Source organism: Pseudomonas sp. B21-015, from assembly GCF_024749285.1.
In the GTDB taxonomy this organism is placed as follows: Bacteria; Pseudomonadota; Gammaproteobacteria; order Pseudomonadales; family Pseudomonadaceae; genus Aquipseudomonas.
The window spans coordinates 2,235,417-2,253,461 of sequence record NZ_CP087196.1 but is presented as its reverse complement, the minus strand read 5'-3'; the positions used below and the strand labels follow the sequence as shown (position 1 = coordinate 2,253,461).

The window sequence follows — 18,045 nt, the reverse complement described above, 5'->3', positions numbered from 1 at the left end:
TGTGGAAATCTTCAAAGAATTTACCTTCGAGTCCGCCCACCGCCTGCCCCATGTGCCGGACGGCCACAAGTGCGGCCGCCTGCACGGTCACTCGTTCAAAGTGGCGATTCACCTGAGCGGCGACCTCGATCCACACACAGGCTGGATCCGCGACTTTTCGGAGATCAAAGAGATCTTCAAGCCGCTCTACGAGCGCCTGGACCACAATTACCTGAACGACATTCCCGGCCTGGAAAACCCGACCAGCGAAGTACTGGCCAAGTGGATCTGGAATGAGTTGAAGCCGTTGTTGCCGGAACTCAGCACGATCCGGATTCATGAGACCTGCACCAGCGGCTGCATCTATCGCGGTGAGTGAACCGAGCTAAAGACAACGAAAATCCCTTGTGGGAGCGGGCTTTTGTGGGAGCTGGCTTGCCTGCGATGGCATCAACCCCGTTCGACATTAAACCGAGCCGTCTGCATCGTCGGATCGCCGCCCGGGGCAAGCCCGACTCCCACACAAGCCGATCACACAAGAACTGCGTTTCGTCAGTGAATAAAGAAACAGCCTTCAATGGCTGTTTTTTTATGCCTATGCTTTTGGGTTCGCACACGCCAAGAGGACGCCCCCATGACTGACTGGCCGCTGGCTCAAACCTATCGCTTCAACGGGCACTCCGTTCGCTACGCCGTACGTGGCGACGGCCCGCCGCTGGTGTTCGTGCATGGCACGCCCTTCTCTTCTTATGTGTGGCACCGGATTGCGCCGCATTTCATTACCACGCACCGAGTGCACTACTTCGACTTGCTGGGTTACGGGCAATCCACACAGCCGAATGGGGATGTGTCTCTAGGCGTGCAAAACCAACTGTTGGCGCAATTGCTGGAGCACTGGGGCCTGGAACAGCCAGACGTGGTGGCCCACGATTTCGGCGGCGCCACCGTGTTGCGCGCACACCTGCTGAACGGCAAGGATTACCGCAGCCTGACACTGATCGACCCGGTGGCGCTGTCGCCCTGGGGGTCACCGTTCGTGCAGCATGTGCATGAGCATGAAGCGGCGTTCAGCGGATTGCCCGATTACATTCAGCAGGCGATTGTGCCGGCCTATATTCGTGGCGCGATCAAGCGCGAGATTCCCGATCATGAACTCGCGCCCTACGTGCGGCCTTGGCTGGGGGAGCCGGGGCAAGCGGCGTTCTATCGGCAGATCGCGCAGATGGATGAACGTTATACCCGCGAGGTTGAAGGCCTGTACCCGACGATTCGCTGCCCGGTGCAGATTCTTTGGGGGGAGGACGATCAGTGGATTCCCATCGAGCGCGGACGGGCGTTGCATCAGATGATTGCCGGGTCGCAGTTTCATGCCATTGCGAATGCGGGGCATCTGGTTCAGGAGGATGCCCCGGAGGTGATTGTGGCGGCGCTGCTGCGGTTTTTGCCGCAACATACATCCCCCTGAAAAAACCGCATTGACTGTGGGAGCGAGCCTGCTCGCGATAGCAATGGCACATCCAGCATCAAGGGTGACTGGCGGACCGCTATCGCGAGCAGGCTCGCTCCCACATGAGTCCTGTGTTCCTTCAGGTGCACCGCTTTCGAGCCCTTCTGCGGCCAAATTCGCCTGCTCGGCTATAAGTAACAGCACCCTCGCGCCATTGGCACGAGCACTGCAACACCCCCCGCGTCCTCCATCCAGCAAGGAACGCCACATGACGCAGAACGATCCGGGCAACGATTACCCCTTAAGCGAAGTCCCGATGCATGCCCGCAAAGGGCTCGCCTCCACGGCCATGGTGCTGCTGGGTTTTACCTTCTTCACCGCGACCATGTTTGCCGGCGGCAAACTCGGTGTGGCATTCAGTTTCGGCGAGATGATGACAGTGATAATCCTCGGCAATCTGCTGCTGGGCATCTACGCTGCGGGCCTTGGCTACATCGCCTTCAAGAGCGGCCTCAACTCGGTGCTGATGGGACGTTTCTGCTTCGGTGAAGTGGGCAGCAAGCTCAGCGACCTGATCCTCGGCTTCACCCAGATTGGCTGGTACGCCTGGGGCACCGCGACCGCCGCCGTCGTACTCGGCAAATATTTCGAACTGAGCGAGGGCACCGTTCTGGGGCTGATGGCGCTGTTCGGCCTGGGTTTCTGCGCCACGGCGTACATCGGCTATCGCGGGCTGGAGATTCTGTCGTACATCGCCGTGCCGGCCATGATGTTGCTGCTGACGCTGTCGATGTGGGCCGCGACGGTGAAGGTCGGCGGCCTCGAGGGTTTGCTCGCGGTGGTTCCGACGGGAACCCTGGATTGGTCGACCGCCATTACCCTGGTGTTCGGCACGTTCGTCAGTGGCGCGACGCAGGCAACGAACTGGACGCGCTTCTCCCGTTCGGCGCGGGTGGCGGTGCTGGCGAGCCTGATCGGGTTTTTTGTCGGCAACGGTCTGATGGTGTTGATCGGTGCCTATGGGGCCATCGTTTATCAGCAACCAGACGTGGTCGAAGTGCTGCTGTTGCAAGGCTTCGCCATGGCCGCGATGGCGATGTTGCTGCTCAACATCTGGAGCACCCAGGACAACACCATCTATAACTTCGCCGTCGCCGGCTGCAACCTGCTGCGCACCAGCCGGCGCAAAACCGTGACCCTGGCCGGTGCGGTGATCGGCACGCTGCTGGCACTGCTGGGCATGTACGACATGCTGGTGCCTTACCTGATTCTGCTGGGCACGGTGATTCCGCCGATTGGCGGGGTGATCATGGCCGACTTTTTCTTTCGCTATCGAGGCCGCTACCCTCGTTTTGCCGACACACAGTTGCCCGCGTTCAACTGGCCGGGGCTGAGCGCTTACGCGGTCGGCACAGTGGCGGCATTCAGTTCGCCGTGGGTCGCGCCACTGGTAGGGATTGCCGCCGCCGCGCTAACGTATGTGCTATTGACCGGGGTACTGGGTGCCCGTACCGCCGACGCACCACTCCAAGATCTCTAAAAGGACTCGCCTGATGCACATCATCAACGCCCGCCTGCGCAACCAAGAAGGCCTGCATGAGTTGCACCTGGAAAACGGCCTGATTCACACCATCGCCCGGCAAACCGAAGCCCCGTCCCTGGGGCCTGATGATCTGGACGCCGGCGGCAATCTGGTGGTGCCGCCCTTCGTCGAGCCGCACATTCACCTCGATGCCACCCTGACCGCCGGTGAGCCGCGCTGGAACATGAGCGGCACGCTGTTCGAAGGCATCGAGTGCTGGGGCGAGCGTAAGGCAACGATCACCCAGGAAGACACCAAGACCCGCGCCAAGAAGACCATCCAGACCCTCGCCGCCCACGGCATCCAGCATGTGCGCACCCACGTCGATGTCACCGATCCGGAACTGACCGCGCTCAAGGCGATGCTCGAAGTCCGCGAGGAAAGCCGCCACCTGATCGACCTGCAAATCGTCGCGTTTCCTCAGGAAGGCATCGAGTCGTACCGCAATGGTCGGGAACTGATGGAAGAAGCGATCCGCCTGGGCGCCGATGTGGTCGGGGGCATTCCGCATTTCGAGTACACCCGGGATCAGGGCGTGAGTTCAGTGAAGTTCCTGATGGATCTGGCCGAGCGCACCGGTTGTCTGGTGGACGTGCATTGCGACGAAACCGACGACCCGCACTCACGCTTCCTTGAGGTGCTGGCCGAAGAGGCCCGCAGCCGCGACATGGGCTCACGGGTCACCGCCAGCCACACCACGGCCATGGGCTCCTACGACAACGCCTACTGCGCCAAACTGTTTCGGCTGCTCGGGCATTCAGGGATCAGCTTTGTCTCCTGCCCCACCGAAAGCATTCACCTGCAAGGACGCTTCGACAGCTTCCCGAAACGCCGGGGCGTGACCCGGGTCAATGAGTTGCTCGAGGCGGGGATGAACGTGTGTTTCGGTCAGGACTCGATCGTCGATCCGTGGTATCCGCTGGGCAACGGCAACATCCTGCGGGTGCTCGAGGCTGGGTTGCACATCTGCCACATGCTCGGTTATCGCAATCTGCAAAGTGCGCTGGATCTGGTGACCGACAACAGTGCCAAGGCCATGGCGTTGGGAGATCGGTATGGGCTGGAACAAGGGCGACCGGCGAATCTGCTGATTCTGTCGGCGGACAGCGATTACGAGGTGATCCGTAGTCAGGGTCTGCCGCTGTATTCGGTTCGCGGGGGCAAGGTGTTGATGAAGCGGCAGATGCCGGTGGTGGAATGGGCGGATCAGCTCTGAGTTTTCACTGACTGTGCGGGCCTCTTCGCGGGCAAGCCCGCTCCCACAGGGATCACGCTGAAGCTGTGGGAGCGGGCTTGCCCGCGATGGCGATGTTGAATTCACCCCATCAACCGCGCCGTACCAAACAACCTCACCCGACTCAATTCGCCACCCTGTTCTTCCAGCAAAATCGGCGCCGTGCCGCCAGGCATGACCACCTTCACCTCCCCGGCCACCACCCACCCCACTCGCCACGCGGCGCACGCCACCGCACTGGCGCTGGTGCCCGACGAGGCGGTCGGCCCTTCGCCGCGCTCAAACACCCGCGCAACGATTCGCCCCTCGGATTCAAGCATCGCCCATTGCAGGTTCACCCCTGCCACACACGGCTGCCCTGCCCCGGTCGGCATGGCATAGGCGATGCGGGTCAATCCTTCGGCCAATTCCGGCTCGCGCATCCGGGTGTTACTTGGCAACGCATCGGCGGCTGTCACCAACGTCACGCAATGCGGATTGCCGATGCGCACAAACTGGCTGTGATTCCAGGCAGGATCGAGCACCGACAACGGCCGTACATGACTGACTTCGCGCCCCATCAACGTCACGGGTTCAACCCCTTGCGCAGCCACCGCTTCAGGCCCGAACGACGGCTGTCCCAGGTCCAGCCAGAACCCTTGCACGCCATCGATTTCAGCGGGTTTCACTGAAGTCTCCACTGGCGAAACCGCATCGCTCTTGTCGTGATGAACCCGGAGCAGACAGGCCTCTTCCGTCGGCATCAGCCCTTGTTCGCTAAGGGCCTGGGAAAAAATCGTCAAGCCATTGCCACTGCGCTCGGCCAGAGTGCCGTCGGTGTTGAGGATCAGCAGGTCAAAAGGCGGCGACGATTGAAACGGCCCCACCAGCAAGCCATCGCAGCGATACGCCTTGCTGCCGGGCGGTTGCGTACCGGGCGCCCAGGCGCAGAATGCCTCGATGGCCGACAACGCCCAGGCCTCACGGGTTTGCGCGGCCTGGCTAGCCTGTTCAGGCAGCTTGATACCGCTACTGCGCAGGGCGTCAGGCGCCACCACCGCGTAGATATTGCCCCGAGCATCGTACATCCGCGTCATGGCGCCCCCCTGTATGAACAATTGATCCGTCGACAATATCGCGAAACAACGGCTGGCTGTGCAAGGATGTCACCCTGCCTGACTGCGACCCAACCGGACGTGACGATCGAACCCTATGCGGTTGCTCACTGTCCTTTGGGGACGCGACGTTTTTTGCCAAGGATCGATATGACCAACCTCAACACCCAAGCCACCTTCGTTCCCGGACGTCTGGAGCAGATGTCCACGCGCATCGCCTTCTTCATCGCCGGGTTCGGCATCGCGGCCTGGGCTCCGCTGGTGCCTTACGCCAAGGCGCGGGTGGGGCTGGATGAAGGCACCCTCGGGCTGTTGCTGTTGTGTCTGGGGGTGGGCTCGATTCTGGCGATGCCGATGGCCGGGATTCTGTCTTCGCGTTTTGGCTGCCGTCGGGTGTTGAGCGGCGGGACCTTGTTGATCTGCGCGGCACTGCCACTGTTGGCTACGGTGTCTACGATTCCGGCGTTGATCGCCGCGCTCTTCATGTTTGGCGCCGGGCTGGGCACGGTGGATTCGACGGTGAACCTGCAAGCGGTGATCGTCGAGCGAGCCAGCGGCAAGACCATGATGTCGGGTTTTCATGGGCTGTTCAGCCTCGGCGGGATCGTCGGCGCGGCGGGTGTCAGCGCCCTGCTCGGTTTGGGTTTTTCGCCGCTGGGGGCGATGTTGGTGGTGATCGTGGTTCTAGTGCTGGCATTGCTTAAAGCCGCGCCGCACCTGTTGCCTTACGGCAGTGAAAGCTCCGGCCCGGCGTTTGCCGTGCCCCATGGCATCGTGCTGTTTATTGGCGGGATGTGCTTCATCGTGTTCCTGGCCGAAGGCGCGGCGCTCGACTGGAGCGCGGTGTTCCTGGCGCAGGAGCGTGGGATCGACACGGCGTATGCGGGGCTGGGTTATGCGGCGTTTGCGCTGACCATGACCGTCGGGCGCTTGACCGGCGATGCCATTGTCCGGCGCCTCGGTGCCACACGAGTGATCGTGTTTGGTGGCCTGACGGCCGCGGCGGGCCTGACATTGGCGACACTTGCACCAAGCTGGGAAGCGGCGCTGGTGGGTTATGCGCTGCTGGGGGCTGGCTGTTCGAACATTGTGCCGGTGCTCTATACCGCCGTGGGCAAACAGACCGTCATGCCGGAAAGCATCGCCGTGCCGGCCATTACCACGTTGGGCTATGCAGGAATTCTCGCCGGGCCCGCAGTGATCGGCTTTATCGCCCATGGCAGCAGTTTGAGTTTTGCCTTTGGGTTGATGGCGGTATTGCTGGTGGCCGTGGCGATTGGCGGGAAGGTGTTGAAGGTTTGAGACGTCGCAAACTGATTCATGGCGTTCTTCAAGGACATGACCGGCATCCCCCCTGGCGCGTGGATTAAATAAACGACGACCGGCAGCAGATACCCATTGCCAGTAAATATTACCTGCGACATATTACGCCCGTAATAAAGAAGCGTTTCTCACAGGTAATCTCCATGACCAGCATGCCCAGCCTTGAACCCGACCTCGCTGTCACGGTGAACCCACCCAAGCCTCCCCTGCTCAAACGGCTGGTGCTGCTGACGGCGGCCATCGCGACCCTGGTGTTCGCCGGGCTGTACGCAACTCACTGGTGGACCGCCGGCCGCTTCATCGAAGAAACCGACGACGCCTACATCGGCGGCGATGTGACGGTGATCGGGCCGAAGGTGGCGGGTTACATCGAAGAGGTGCTGGTCACCGACAACCAGAGGGTCAAGGCCGGCGATGTGCTGATTCGTCTCGACGCCCGCGATTACCGCGCCAACCTGGCCAAGGCCGAAGGTGCGGTGGCCGCCGAAGAAGCGCTGCTCGCCAACCTCGACGCCACCGAACAACTGCAACACGCGGTGATCGGCCAGGCCCGTGCCGGCATTGATGCCACAGGCGCTGAAACCGCCCGCTCGCGGGACGATGATGCTCGCTACAAAAAACTGGTTGGCAGCAACGCCGTCTCGGTGGAGAGCGCCCAACGAGCCAACGCCACCTTCAAGACTGCCCAGGCGCAGAGTGCCCGGGCCCAGGCCGAACTGCTGGCCGCGCAACGTCAGTTGAACGTGATCGATACCCAGAAACAGCAAGCCCGCGCGGCGTTGATACAAGCGCGGGCCGAGCGTGATCTGGCGCAGTTGAACGTCGGTTACACCGAGTTGAAAGCCCCCGTCGATGGCGTGATCGGCAATCGCCGGGCACGGGTTGGTGCTTACGCCCAGGCCGGTTCGCAACTGTTGTCGGTGGTACCGGCCAGCGGGCTGTGGGTCGATGCCAATTTCAAGGAAGATCAGCTGGCCCGAATGACGCCGGGCCAGCGTGTGATCGTTCATGCAGACGTGCTCAAAGGGCGTGAATTCCACGGTCATCTGGACAGCCTCGCGCCGGCCAGTGGTTCGCAGTTCAGCGTACTGCCACCGGAAAACGCCACCGGCAACTTCACCAAAATCGTCCAGCGAGTGCCAGTGCGGATCCTTCTCGACCCGGCCGATGGCGTGCTCGGTCATCTGCGTCCCGGTCTGTCGGTGACTGCCGAAGTGGACACCCGCGCCGAGCCTGAATCCCCAACCGTGGCCAGCGCGCCATGAGCCGCGCCCTCGCCGCCCCCGCGCAGCCGTTCAACGCCGCCAACATGGCGACGGCGACCAAGGTGTTCGCCTTCGCCACGATGTGCATCGGCATGTTCATTGCGCTGCTGGATATCCAGATCGTCTCGGCGTCGCTGCGTGACATCGGCGGCGGGCTCTCGGCCGGCACCGACGAAACCGCCTGGGTGCAGACCAGTTACCTGATCGCCGAAATCATCGTGATTCCGCTGTCGGGCTGGTTGTCCCGGGTGTTCTCGACCCGTTGGTTGTTTTGCGCTTCGGCGGTGGGCTTCACTTTAGCCAGCCTGCTCTGCGGCGCGGCCTGGAACATCCAGAGCATGATCGCCTTCCGCGCCCTGCAAGGGTTTCTCGGTGGTTCGATGATTCCGTTGGTGTTTACCACGGCGTTCTTTTTCTTCACCGGCAAACAACGGGTAATCGCCGCCGCGACCATTGGTGCCGTGGCCTCGCTGGCACCGACGCTGGGGCCGGAAATCGGTGGCTGGATCACCGACATTTCGTCCTGGCACTGGCTGTTCTACATCAACCTGGTGCCGGGGATTTTCGTTGCCGTGGCGGTGCCGATGCTGGTGAAAATCGACCAGCCGGAATTGTCGCTGCTCAAAGGTGCCGACTACCTGAGCATGCTGTTCCTGGCAGTGTTTCTCGGTTGCCTGGAATACACCCTCGAAGAAGGCCCACGCTGGAACTGGTTCAGCGATAGCACGATTCTGAGCACCGCCTGGATCAGCGGCCTGGCTGGATTAGCCTTCATTGGTCGCACCCTGTACGTGGCCAACCCGATCGTCGATTTGCGTGCCTTGAAGGACCGCAACTTCGCCCTCGGCTGTTTCTTTTCGTTCGTCACGGGGATCGGCCTGTTCGCGACGATTTACCTCACGCCATTGTTTCTCGGGCGCGTGCGCGGTTACAGCGCGCTGGACATTGGCCTCGCGGCTTTTTCCACAGGGGTGTTCCAGATTCTGGCGATTCCGCTGTACGCCTTTTTGGCCAACCGCGTCGACCTGCGCTGGATCATGATGACCGGCCTTGGGCTGTTCGCCTTGTCGATGTGGGATTTCAGCCCGATCACCCACGACTGGGGGGCCAAAGAACTGATGCTGCCGCAAGCCTTGCGCGGGATCGCGCAACAACTGGCAGTGCCGCCTGCAGTGACCCTGACCCTCGGCGGGTTGGCACCGGCACGGCTCAAACATGCGTCGGGGTTGTTCAACCTGATGCGCAACCTCGGCGGCGCGATGGGTATCGCTGCGTGCGCCACGATCCTCAATGACCGCACCAACCTGCACTTCACCCGGTTGGCGGAGAACCTCAACAGCACCAACGAAGCACTCAATCAGTGGCTGTCCCAGGTCGGCCATAACTTTGCCGCCCTCGGCCAAAGCGGTGACATCGGCGTCACCGCCAGCCTGCATCAGCTGTGGCTGCTGACCTACCGCGAAGCGCAGACGCAAACCTACGGTGACGCGTTCCTGATGATCATGGTCTGCTTCATCCTCGCCACGGCGATGGTGCCCTTGATGCACAAGGTACAACCACCGGCCGCGCCGAGTGCTGATGCTCATTAAGGCTTGCCGCCTTCGGGTCGCGAAGCGGCCCCAAAACATCCCGGCCATTCAAAATCCTGTGGCGAGGGAGCTTGTCGGAACGCCGCACCGTCCCGCCGCTACTCCGAAGGCCGTGCCCTCAACCGTCGCCCAATCACATCCAGCACATCGCACCCGTCCCGTAACGGAATGGCGCAGAGCAAGGCGAAGTCGCTGAGAATGATCGAGTCGCACTCGACCGAGCCGCGCATGGACATGTTTTCGAGCACCTGAGTGACTGCGCGAATTCGATAGCTGGCGGCGTTGGTCAGGATATCCAACGGCGCGTGGGTATCGACGAACAGGTGGGCATGTCGGTGCAATTGCTGGTGAGTGCCATGAAGCGGTTTTTGGGGTGGGGAATTGGTTTTTCGTAGGGTGGATCGGGGTGAAGATTTTTCATTTGAGATGCTCCAAGGAAGAAATGGAGCTGCCTTAGGCCTTCCTACAGGCTAGGGTGGCAGCTATGCACGGGGTAGGAATATCGAGACCCTTAGAGCAAAACTCGACCACGCCGAAGCGTGCCCGCGCATAGCCGCCGCAACAGATATTACGGACGCACGTTAACGGCCGCAAACCAAGCATCGACGTCAATGTAGCTCTAACGGTATTGAAGGGTTCCTACACCCTGCCACTGAATCTTCAGTGACCACCAGAGACTATCGATGGAAAACATTTCACACCAGTTCATGGAAACCGCTACGAGTTGAAGGAAACTTCCGACGACCTTGTCCAGAAATTTCGCAGCATGTACGACTATCAACGCAACTAACCGATAGTCGTCCAAGTGGATTGATCTTCAAGGCTGGCTTTTTGAAGGTCGTCTTCCCACACAACAGTTGCCAAGCGAAAAATGTCTTCAAAAAATGCCCTGGTATTTTTCATCTCATCCCACCCATCAGGAAATGATGAATACGCCTCAGGGTCATACTTCAGCAATGATTGGAAATCATAATTTCTGTCCTGAAGAGCTTCCTCCAGACATTTGTAAAGTAAAAATCTTTGCCTATATGATCGCTTTCTGGGTAGGCAATATTTAAGAATTAGCTCCTCCCTGTCCGTCGGATCATTAGGATCGAACCCCTCCAATTCCTCACCCAGAGTCTCTTCACGATCATAAATATCAAAACACCCCAAAAAATAAGAGGGTGTAGGGATATACGGCTGCCCAGTTCCAGGATCAATAAGCATTTTTCACTCTATTTAATCGGAAATAACGTAAATGGGATGCCATCAGAATCGAATTTCATTTCAAAGCCATCCAATCTAATAAGCTCTGGATTCTCCCGCGACTGGGGATTGGGGAAATACCCCTCACCAGCGCCCGGAAGCCTCATTCTGACAATATCGTTTTCCTCACTGTCCTTTCCTGTAAAACGTGGGAGCCCATTTTCCGTTCTCGTTGTTGCAAGAATATAAGCTTTATGCATTAGCGTATAACTATGAAATCTAGAACTCGGGTTTCCTCTCCTTCGTCGATGAGGTTGACCAGTAATCGGATTCGTACCGTCAATTGCCCGTTGCTTGAAAGGCGTATCTGGAACCTCTGGACCATGTTTCCCAACCATATGCATGCCCTGGCTGTCGTTTAGTCTATTAATCTCTTTTTTAGCTATCTCCTCAACACTCGGCTTCGGTAACTCAGGCTCCCCCTCATCAACCTTAGCCTTACCCACATCATCCGGCGCGGAACATTCCGGCTTATTCGGCGGCGGACAATTCCCGCTCAACCCCAACGGATCAACCCACCCCGTCGGATTCGGGGTGTATTGATACTGGTTCAGCCCACCCGCCAACTTGACCGGATCCGGCGTCAGATACCGACCAACCTCCGGATCATAGTACCGATGCCGGTTGTAGTGCAGGCCGCTTTCGACGTCGAAGTATTGCCCCTGAAAACGCAGCGGCTGATCGAGCTGCTCTCCCCCTCCGAACGCCAGATGCGTGACCTTGCCATAGGCGTTGTACTTCGCCGACCAAACGATCTCACCACCGTAATCTGTCAGTTCCTGCGGCGTACCGAGGTGATCGAGTTGGTAGTAGAACGGGCAAGCCTTGCGCGGGCCTTTGCCGTCGAGCATCGCCAGCGGACGGAAACTGCCCGGCTCGTAGACGTAGCTGCGGTAATGCTCGTGGCTACTTTCAGCGACGAGGTTGTCGCCCTGCCAGAAGAACTCGGTAGTTTTGCCGTCAACGGTTTTGGCGATGCGGCGGCCGAAGGCGTCGTAGCGGTAGCTTGAGCAACGACCGTCCGGGGTGGTGACGCCGATAAGCCGGTGCTGGCAGTCGTAGCGGTATTCGGTGACGAGTTTCTGTGCGGTGCCGCGGCGTTCGCGGATCAGGTTGCCGAAGGCGTCGTAGTCGTAGTGGCGGTCGCCCTGCATGAGTAGGCGATTACCGAGCACCTTCGCGGCGCCGGGGCGGTCCTGCATCAGCAGGTTGCCGGCCGGGTCGTGGGCGAAGGTTTCCGGTGGGTCGTCGCGGGTGTGGCGCACGCGGGTCAGGCGGTTGAGTGCGTCGTAGTAATAGCTGCGCTGGCCATGACGGCTGTCGGCGATGGTTGCCAGGTTGCCGTTGACCGCATACCCGTAATGGCGCATGTACAGCGGACTGGATTGCTGGTTGATGGCGTGGGCTTGTAACCGGCCTTGTTCGTCGTAGTGGTATTGGCTGGTGAGCTGACCTTGTTGACGCTGCTGTTCGCGGCCGAAGGCGAATTGGTGGGTGGTGAGGCGTGTGCCGTTGAGGTCAATGGCCGTCAGCGCGCCGCCCTTGGCGTGGTGGTAATCGAGCTTGCTGCCGTCCGGCAGACGCAGGCGGTTGAGTTGGCCGCAGGCGTCGTAGCCATAACGCAAGGTGCCCCAGCCTTGGTGCTCGGTGATCAGGCGATCCTGTTGGTCGTACTCGAATTCCAGCGGATGGTCGTGGCCGTCGTCGACACTGGTCAGTCGGCCCAGCGAGTCGTAGCGATAGTCGACCTGGATGCCGTCGGGCAGGGTCTTGGTCAGCAACCGTCCGGCCGAGTCCCGTTGATACCCCGTAACCCGCTGCGAGCCGTCATCGCCGAACTCGGTTTTTTCCAGCAGGTGGCCATTGAGATCGTAGACGTACGCGGTGCGGCGGCCGTCGAAGCCGGTTTCCTGTCGGATCAATCCGTTGGGTGTGTAGTCCAGGCGATATGTTTCGCCAGATTCGTTTTCGATCTCCGTGAGCAGTAGCTGCGCGTTGTCGTAGCGATACCTGAGTTGGGTGCCGTCGGGGTTGATCCGGCGGCTGACCAGGTGCAGGTCGTCGGCGTATTCGTAGCGGGTGACGCGGCCCAGTTCATCGCGTTCGGCGGTGATCTTGCCGTAGGCGTTGTAGCTGAAGGCGCGAGTGGCACCGGTAGGAAGCGTCGTCTGAACCAGTCGGCTAACGGCGTCCCATTGGTACTGGGTGACCGCACCGTGTTCGTCCTGACGGGTCGTCTGCCGCCCCAGCGCATCGTAGGAAAACTTTCGCTGCCCACCGTCGGGCAAGGTCTCTTCGAGCAACTGGCCCAAGGCATTCCAGACGAACACATGCCGGCTGGTGTCCGGGTAACGGATCGACAGCAACCGCCCCTGAGCATCGTAGTGGTAATGGGTGACCTGACCATCGGGATCGGTGGCTTCGGTGACATCCCCCTGCGCGTTGCGCTGATACTTCCACATCGCGTTGCCGCGATAGCGCGCATGCAGGAAACCGTTGCGGTATTCGTAGGCCGTTGGCTCGTCTTCCGGCGGAATCAGCGCCACCAACCGTCCGACTTCGTCATAGCGGTATTCAGTGACGGCGCCGAGCGGATCCTGCTCGGCCAGCAAGCGGCCCTGATCGTCATAGGCCTTGAGGTGTTCGCCGCCGTCCAGCTCGACCTTGCGCACCAGCCGCGCCCGGTCGTCATGGACATAAACCTCTTCGCTGCCGTCGATGTTCTGGACGGTGACGCTGCCCTCGTCATCCCAGACGTACCGGGTGTCCATCTGCGAAAACGACGCCCAGTGCCGAACACATCTGGCCGACTTGCCAGACCGTTCCCACTCCCAGAAGAAACTCGCCCCACCGGCCAATTGCCGCTGCAGGATCACGTGCTGGTCGTCGTAGTCGTAGCGTTCGCTCTCGCCGGCGGCGTTGCTCGCCTCGATCAGTTGATCGCATTCGTCGTAGCGGTAACTGACCAGCGTCTGCTCGGTGTGCCAGGCCTCGGCGAGGGTCTGCGCCGGGACAAACACCTGATAGTCGACGGCGATCAGATGAGCGCGGTCATAACGCAACAGCAAGGCGCGACCGGCGCCGTTATCGAGGCGTTGAATGCGTTCCTGGCGGTCGCGGGTGAGGCGCAGGCGGTTGTCGTACGCGTCGCTGATCGCCGTCAGCCGACCGTGATGAAAGTGATAAAAACGTGCATCTTCGCCAGCCTGGGCGAGGATCAATTCCTCGGGGGCAGCGCCGAGATAAATCGCGGCGCGCGAGAGGCTGTTGTGGATCGCCGGGCGTTCAGCGGACGGGATAGGGAAAGTGGTGCGGCGGTTTTCGTGGTCGATCCAGATGACCTGATCACCGTCGATTTCCAGTCGATGGGCGAGCGAATGGCTCCAGCCAAAACCCAGGCCGCAGTCGATCTCGGCGGCGCTGGTGCGATAGAGCCGGGTGAAGTCAAACGGCAGGATGCCGTCCAGCGAACCATCGGTGAGGGTCAGCAGTTCTTCACCGGTGACCATCGATACCGGGCAGCCATTTTTGCAGGTCGACGGCGCGCAAGTGGCGCTGTCACCGTTGGGGTTTTTCGCTTGATCGGGGGAGTCGTCGTGGTGTTCGTCTTTCTTCAGCGAAGCGTTGCGACGTGCGCTCCAGCTCAATTGCATCCGGCCTTTTTTCATGCCCGCCGCGATGCCACGCGCGGCGACTTTTTTGTAGCGGTCGACGTAGCTGATGAAGTTATTGATGATCGTGAAAATCGCCTTCACGAGACGCAGAACGGCACTGAGTAACTGCGCGGCTCGATCAGCCAAGCGCATCGTCAAATAGGCGATGCCGGCGCCCGCCCCGGCGAACGTCAGGACGATGCCAATCAGGATGTCGATCAACAGCTGCACCACCACCATCGACACCGCTTCGGCGGTTTTGCCGGCGATTTCGCTCGGTGGCAGCATGTCCAACCACAGGCTGGCGCAGCGCACCAGCAGGCACAGCGCTGCTTCGTCACTGGCTAGCAACTGGGCTTTTTCCATGACATCCGGTGCGGTTTTGGCGAGCCTCTCCAGCTCTGCGACGCTTTCACCCAACCGCTCTGCGAACCTCGCCGGATCCTTGAGAATGTCTGACAGCAGGCTGATGCCGTCCCACACACCTTCAATGGCCGCCCAACTGCCCGCGAGCATTCCATTGCCTACAGCCACCGAAGACGATTGCGACCACTTCGGCTTGAACGTCCGCCATTCATCGTGCAGCCAGCTGTCGAGTTCCTTCGTCAGGCCATCGTAGGAAGCGAAAAGATCTTCAACTTGCTGCGGCGTCACTTCGTTGTGGACGTGAATGCGGTAGAACTTGCCCTCTTCCCCTCGGAACAATCCCTTGCCGTTTTTATCGAGTGTGACCGGCGTCGACTCCCCGCTCTCCTGCGCAATCACATCGACCTGAATATTCCCCACGGGAATGTCATAAACCGATTCGAACTTGCTCTCGATTTCGAGCTTTCCGCCTTTCGGGCACTGCACGACGGTGGAGATAAACTTGTCGTCACCGCTGCTGACAACGGTGCTAGAGCCTCCGAACCGGATGATCCGCTCCATGCCCATCAGCGAAGGCAGATCCGCCACGTGGCTGGCCTTGTCGGCGGCTCGGTTGAACCAATGCTTGAGCTGTTCGCGATAGAGCGAAAGGGTGTGCGGGAAGCTGTCGAGTTCCTGCTCGATGCGGATAACGTGCTCCATCAACGCACCGAAAAGTACGGAGTTGCTAGAGAAAAGGAGTCGAACATGAGCAATCCCTCGCGCAGAAAATTAGGCGCGGGGACTGTGCGGGGGATCGATCAGGAAAGAAGTCGGGAAAGGTGGAAATGGATGTAGGAAGATTCGCTGATTAACAACGAGTAAATAACGCGCAATCCAGGCGGGAGCGAGCCTGCTCGCAAAGGGCCGGAACAGGCCACCAACACATCAGCCGCTACGCTGGCGCAACCACTGCAAAAACCCCTTCTTCTCCACCACCTTGGGTGTTTCCTGAATCAGCGTCTGAGCCTTGTTCAAGCGGAAATCCAGCAACGCCTTCATCGCTTCGCCGATGTCATGCCGCGCATCCAGGCATGGTTGGAGGTATTCCCTCTCGATCCGGTACAACGTGCAGACCGTCTTGGCGCTAAAGTCCGCCGGCATCGCCGTATCGGACAAAATCCCTCCCTCGCCGATCACCTCTCCCGGCCCCATGCGCCCGGTTTCGAACTTGACCCCGCCACGACTCAGCTCCACCGACACAACGCCTGATTCGATGATGAACAAATGATCGCTGACCTCCCCCGCCGGCAGGATCATTTCACCGGGGCGGAAAGTTTGCAGTGTCATGTTCTGGCTGAAGGTTTCTTTCTCTTCCTGACGCAGGGTCGAGAAAATGTTCGAGGCGTCCAGCAATGCCCGTGGCCGCGACAGGTTGGCAGGTGCATTCGGTTCGACGTTCGACAACAGGCTGACACCGCTGGCCTGCAAGTGCCGGAACGCCAGGTCGAACAGCAGATTGCGGACCATGCGTTTCTGGTCCATCGAGACGACGAAACCACTGATTTCGTATTCCACGCCCGTGGCGCTGGAGCCTTTCAACGCTACGCACGGCGCCGGTTTATTCAATAGATAGCGGCATCCTTGCATCGCCCGTTCCAGCGCGTCGATCACCGTTTGCGGACGTGCGTGCGGGCTCAGTTGCAAGCTGATGGAGACGCCGAAAATGTCACTGGGCCGGCTGAAGTTGATGAGCTTGGCCTTGGCGGCCAGGGAGTTGGGGATCACCGCCATGCTGCCCTGGGCCGTTTGCAGGCGCGTCGCGCGCCAGTCGATGTCGATGACCCGGCCTTCGGTGCCGTCGATGGAGATCCAGTCATCGAGTTGATAGGGTTTGGTGGTGTTGAGGACGATCCCGGAAAACACGTCGCTGAGGGTACTTTGCAAGGCCAGGCCGACGATGATTGCCAACGCGCCGGACGTTGCCAGCACGCCCTTGACCGGCAGATCGAGTACATACGCGAGGGCGGCGATAATCGCGATCAGGAAGATCACCGCGCCAAGCAAATCCTGCAGCAAGCGCCCGGTGTGCCCGACCCGTTGCATCATCACCGCACCGATCAGCACCGTCAGAGTGCGCGCGCCAAACAGCCACCAGCCAATCTGCAAACCGGTGGCCGCCAGATGCAGCGGGACGTTGTCGACCCAGGGCGCCGTCTCCATGGGGTTCATGCCTTCGTTGAACAGCAGCATGCTGAACAGCGCGAAAATCACCACCCGCACCGCCAGTTTCCAGTTGCTGCCGCTGGCCGCGATCAAACGCCACAATCCCAGATCGATCAGGATCAGAATCAATGCGCTGATCAATGGGTGTTCGGTGAGCAGTGACAGCATCGAGCGACTCCAGCAATAGTACGGATGGGCACAGTGTAGGAGGATTTGATGTCTTCAGAACACCACAAAACACTGTGGGAGCGGGCTTGCCCGCGATGGCAATTGATCAGTCACCGGGATGTTGACTGATCGACCGCTATCGCGGGCAAGCCCGCTCCCACAAGTTATGTGTGTATGTGCTGCCAGGGTTTACTTGCTGTTAGTCAGGGTGTTGTAGCTGGTCATCAGGTTGCGGTAGTCCGGGATGTGGTTGGAGAACAGGGTCGCCAGACCTTCCACGTCGTTGCGCCAGTCGCGATGCAGTTCACAGGCCAGGCCGAACCAGGTCATCAACTGGGCGCCGGCCGACGACATGCGGTCCCACGCCGATTGACGGGTCAGTTCGTTGAACGTTCCGGAGGCGTCGGTCACCACGAACACTTCAAAGCCTTCGGCCAGGGCCGACAGCGCCGGGAACGCCACGCACACCTCAGTCACCACACCGGCGATGATCAGCTGTTTCTTGCCGGTGGCCTTGATCGCCTTGACGAAGTCTTCGTTGTCCCAGGCATTGATCTGACCAGGGCGAGCGATGTACGGCGCATCCGGGAACAACGCCTTGAGTTCCGGCATCAGCGGGCCGTTAGGACCGGTTTCGAAACTGGTGGTCAGAATTGTTGGCAGCTTGAAGTATTTGGCCAGGTCGGCCAGGGCCAGCACGTTGTTCTTGAAACGGTCCGGATCGATGTCGCGCACCAGAGAAAGCAGACCCGCCTGGTGATCGACCAGCAGAACGGCGGCGTTATCCTTGTCGAGACGTTTGTAGGAAGTAGTCATGGGTAATCCTCGCTTTTTATCGATGCCGAACGGGCCGGCGTGAGTGAACACTGATTTTTCGTTAAACCGCGGCCAA

Annotated in this window: 12 protein-coding genes and 1 pseudogene; 7 read left to right on the top strand and 6 right to left on the bottom strand. The window is 60.1% G+C overall.

The genetic code is table 11. The annotated features are described in order from the left end of the window. Window position 1 precedes the first annotated feature (1 nt). The 4 genes from queD to codA all read left to right on the top strand — a co-directional run bounded on the left by queD (window position 2) and on the right by codA (window position 4,224). Entirely contained in the window at window positions 2-358 is a 357-nt protein-coding gene (queD, locus tag LOY38_RS10235) for a 6-carboxytetrahydropterin synthase QueD (protein WP_258699920.1), read from the top strand. Between the two features lie 255 nt (window positions 359-613). Beyond that, a complete protein-coding gene (locus LOY38_RS10230; protein ID WP_258699919.1) occupies window positions 614-1,444 on the top strand; it encodes an alpha/beta fold hydrolase in 831 nt (276 codons plus the stop codon). A 250-nt stretch (window positions 1,445-1,694) separates the two neighbouring features. After that, complete coding sequence (gene codB, locus LOY38_RS10225; protein WP_258699918.1) at window positions 1,695-2,966, top strand: cytosine permease; 1,272 nt, start codon at window positions 1,695-1,697, stop codon at window positions 2,964-2,966. A gap of 13 nt (window positions 2,967-2,979) precedes the next feature. Continuing rightward, entirely contained in the window at window positions 2,980-4,224 is a 1,245-nt protein-coding gene (codA, locus tag LOY38_RS10220) for a cytosine deaminase (RefSeq protein ID WP_258699917.1), read from the top strand. A gap of 101 nt (window positions 4,225-4,325) precedes the next feature. Here codA and LOY38_RS10215 read toward each other — a convergent pair whose 3' ends face one another. Further along, complete coding sequence (locus LOY38_RS10215) at window positions 4,326-5,318, bottom strand: diaminopimelate epimerase (protein WP_258699916.1); 993 nt, start codon at window positions 5,316-5,318, stop codon at window positions 4,326-4,328. 168 nt (window positions 5,319-5,486) lie between these two features. On the opposite strand from LOY38_RS10215, the gene LOY38_RS10210 reads away from it, so the two are divergent. The 3 genes from LOY38_RS10210 to LOY38_RS10200 all read left to right on the top strand — a co-directional run bounded on the left by LOY38_RS10210 (window position 5,487) and on the right by LOY38_RS10200 (window position 9,513). After that, the gene (locus LOY38_RS10210) at window positions 5,487-6,638 is read left to right on the top strand and encodes an MFS transporter (protein WP_258699915.1); all 1,152 of its coding nucleotides are present in this window, start codon (window positions 5,487-5,489) and stop codon (window positions 6,636-6,638) included. Window positions 6,639-6,802: 164 nt separating this feature from the next. Beyond that, window positions 6,803-7,924 (top strand): HlyD family secretion protein, encoded by a 1,122-nt coding sequence (locus LOY38_RS10205; RefSeq protein WP_258699914.1) that lies wholly within the window; start codon window positions 6,803-6,805, stop codon window positions 7,922-7,924. Next, a complete protein-coding gene (locus LOY38_RS10200; protein ID WP_258699913.1) occupies window positions 7,921-9,513 on the top strand; it encodes a DHA2 family efflux MFS transporter permease subunit in 1,593 nt (530 codons plus the stop codon). The genes LOY38_RS10205 and LOY38_RS10200 overlap by 4 nt, the downstream gene beginning before the upstream one ends. A gap of 98 nt (window positions 9,514-9,611) precedes the next feature. Here LOY38_RS10200 and LOY38_RS10195 read toward each other — a convergent pair. The 5 genes and pseudogenes from LOY38_RS10195 to ycaC form a co-directional block, all read right to left on the bottom strand. Beyond that, a pseudogene (locus LOY38_RS10195) lies at window positions 9,612-9,934 on the bottom strand (hypothetical protein). A gap of 365 nt (window positions 9,935-10,299) precedes the next feature. After that, on the bottom strand, window positions 10,300-10,722 hold the full coding sequence (locus LOY38_RS10190; RefSeq protein WP_258699912.1) for a hypothetical protein: 423 nt from the start codon (window positions 10,720-10,722) through the stop codon (window positions 10,300-10,302). Window positions 10,723-10,730: 8 nt separating this feature from the next. Next, window positions 10,731-15,482, bottom strand: a complete 4,752-nt coding sequence (locus LOY38_RS10185; protein WP_258699911.1) for an RHS repeat protein — start codon at window positions 15,480-15,482, stop codon at window positions 10,731-10,733. A 225-nt stretch (window positions 15,483-15,707) separates the two neighbouring features. Next, window positions 15,708-17,153, bottom strand: coding sequence for a mechanosensitive ion channel domain-containing protein (locus tag LOY38_RS10180; protein WP_258699910.1), 1,446 nt, complete (start codon window positions 17,151-17,153; stop codon window positions 15,708-15,710). 189 nt (window positions 17,154-17,342) lie between these two features. Then, the gene (gene ycaC / locus LOY38_RS10175; protein WP_258699909.1) at window positions 17,343-17,969 is read right to left on the bottom strand and encodes an isochorismate family cysteine hydrolase YcaC; all 627 of its coding nucleotides are present in this window, start codon (window positions 17,967-17,969) and stop codon (window positions 17,343-17,345) included. Window positions 17,970-18,045 lie beyond the last annotated feature (76 nt).

Bases quoted from the DNA above. Each gene is read 5' to 3' on its own strand.
- LOY38_RS10230 (WP_258699919.1), top strand. From the start codon at position 614: ATGACTGACTGGCCGCTGGCTCAAACCTATCGCTTCAACGGGCACTCC.
- codB (WP_258699918.1), top strand. From the start codon at position 1,695: ATGACGCAGAACGATCCGGGCAACGATTACCCCTTAAGCGAAGTCCCG.
- codA (WP_258699917.1), top strand. From the start codon at position 2,980: ATGCACATCATCAACGCCCGCCTGCGCAACCAAGAAGGCCTGCATGAG.
- LOY38_RS10215 (WP_258699916.1), bottom strand. From the start codon at position 5,318: ATGACGCGGATGTACGATGCTCGGGGCAATATCTACGCGGTGGTGGCG.
- LOY38_RS10210 (WP_258699915.1), top strand. From the start codon at position 5,487: ATGACCAACCTCAACACCCAAGCCACCTTCGTTCCCGGACGTCTGGAG.
- LOY38_RS10205 (WP_258699914.1), top strand. From the start codon at position 6,803: ATGACCAGCATGCCCAGCCTTGAACCCGACCTCGCTGTCACGGTGAAC.
- LOY38_RS10200 (WP_258699913.1), top strand. From the start codon at position 7,921: ATGAGCCGCGCCCTCGCCGCCCCCGCGCAGCCGTTCAACGCCGCCAAC.
- LOY38_RS10190 (WP_258699912.1), bottom strand. From the start codon at position 10,722: ATGCTTATTGATCCTGGAACTGGGCAGCCGTATATCCCTACACCCTCT.
- LOY38_RS10185 (WP_258699911.1), bottom strand. From the start codon at position 15,482: ATGGAGCACGTTATCCGCATCGAGCAGGAACTCGACAGCTTCCCGCAC.
- LOY38_RS10180 (WP_258699910.1), bottom strand. From the start codon at position 17,153: ATGCTGTCACTGCTCACCGAACACCCATTGATCAGCGCATTGATTCTG.
- ycaC (WP_258699909.1), bottom strand. From the start codon at position 17,969: ATGACTACTTCCTACAAACGTCTCGACAAGGATAACGCCGCCGTTCTG.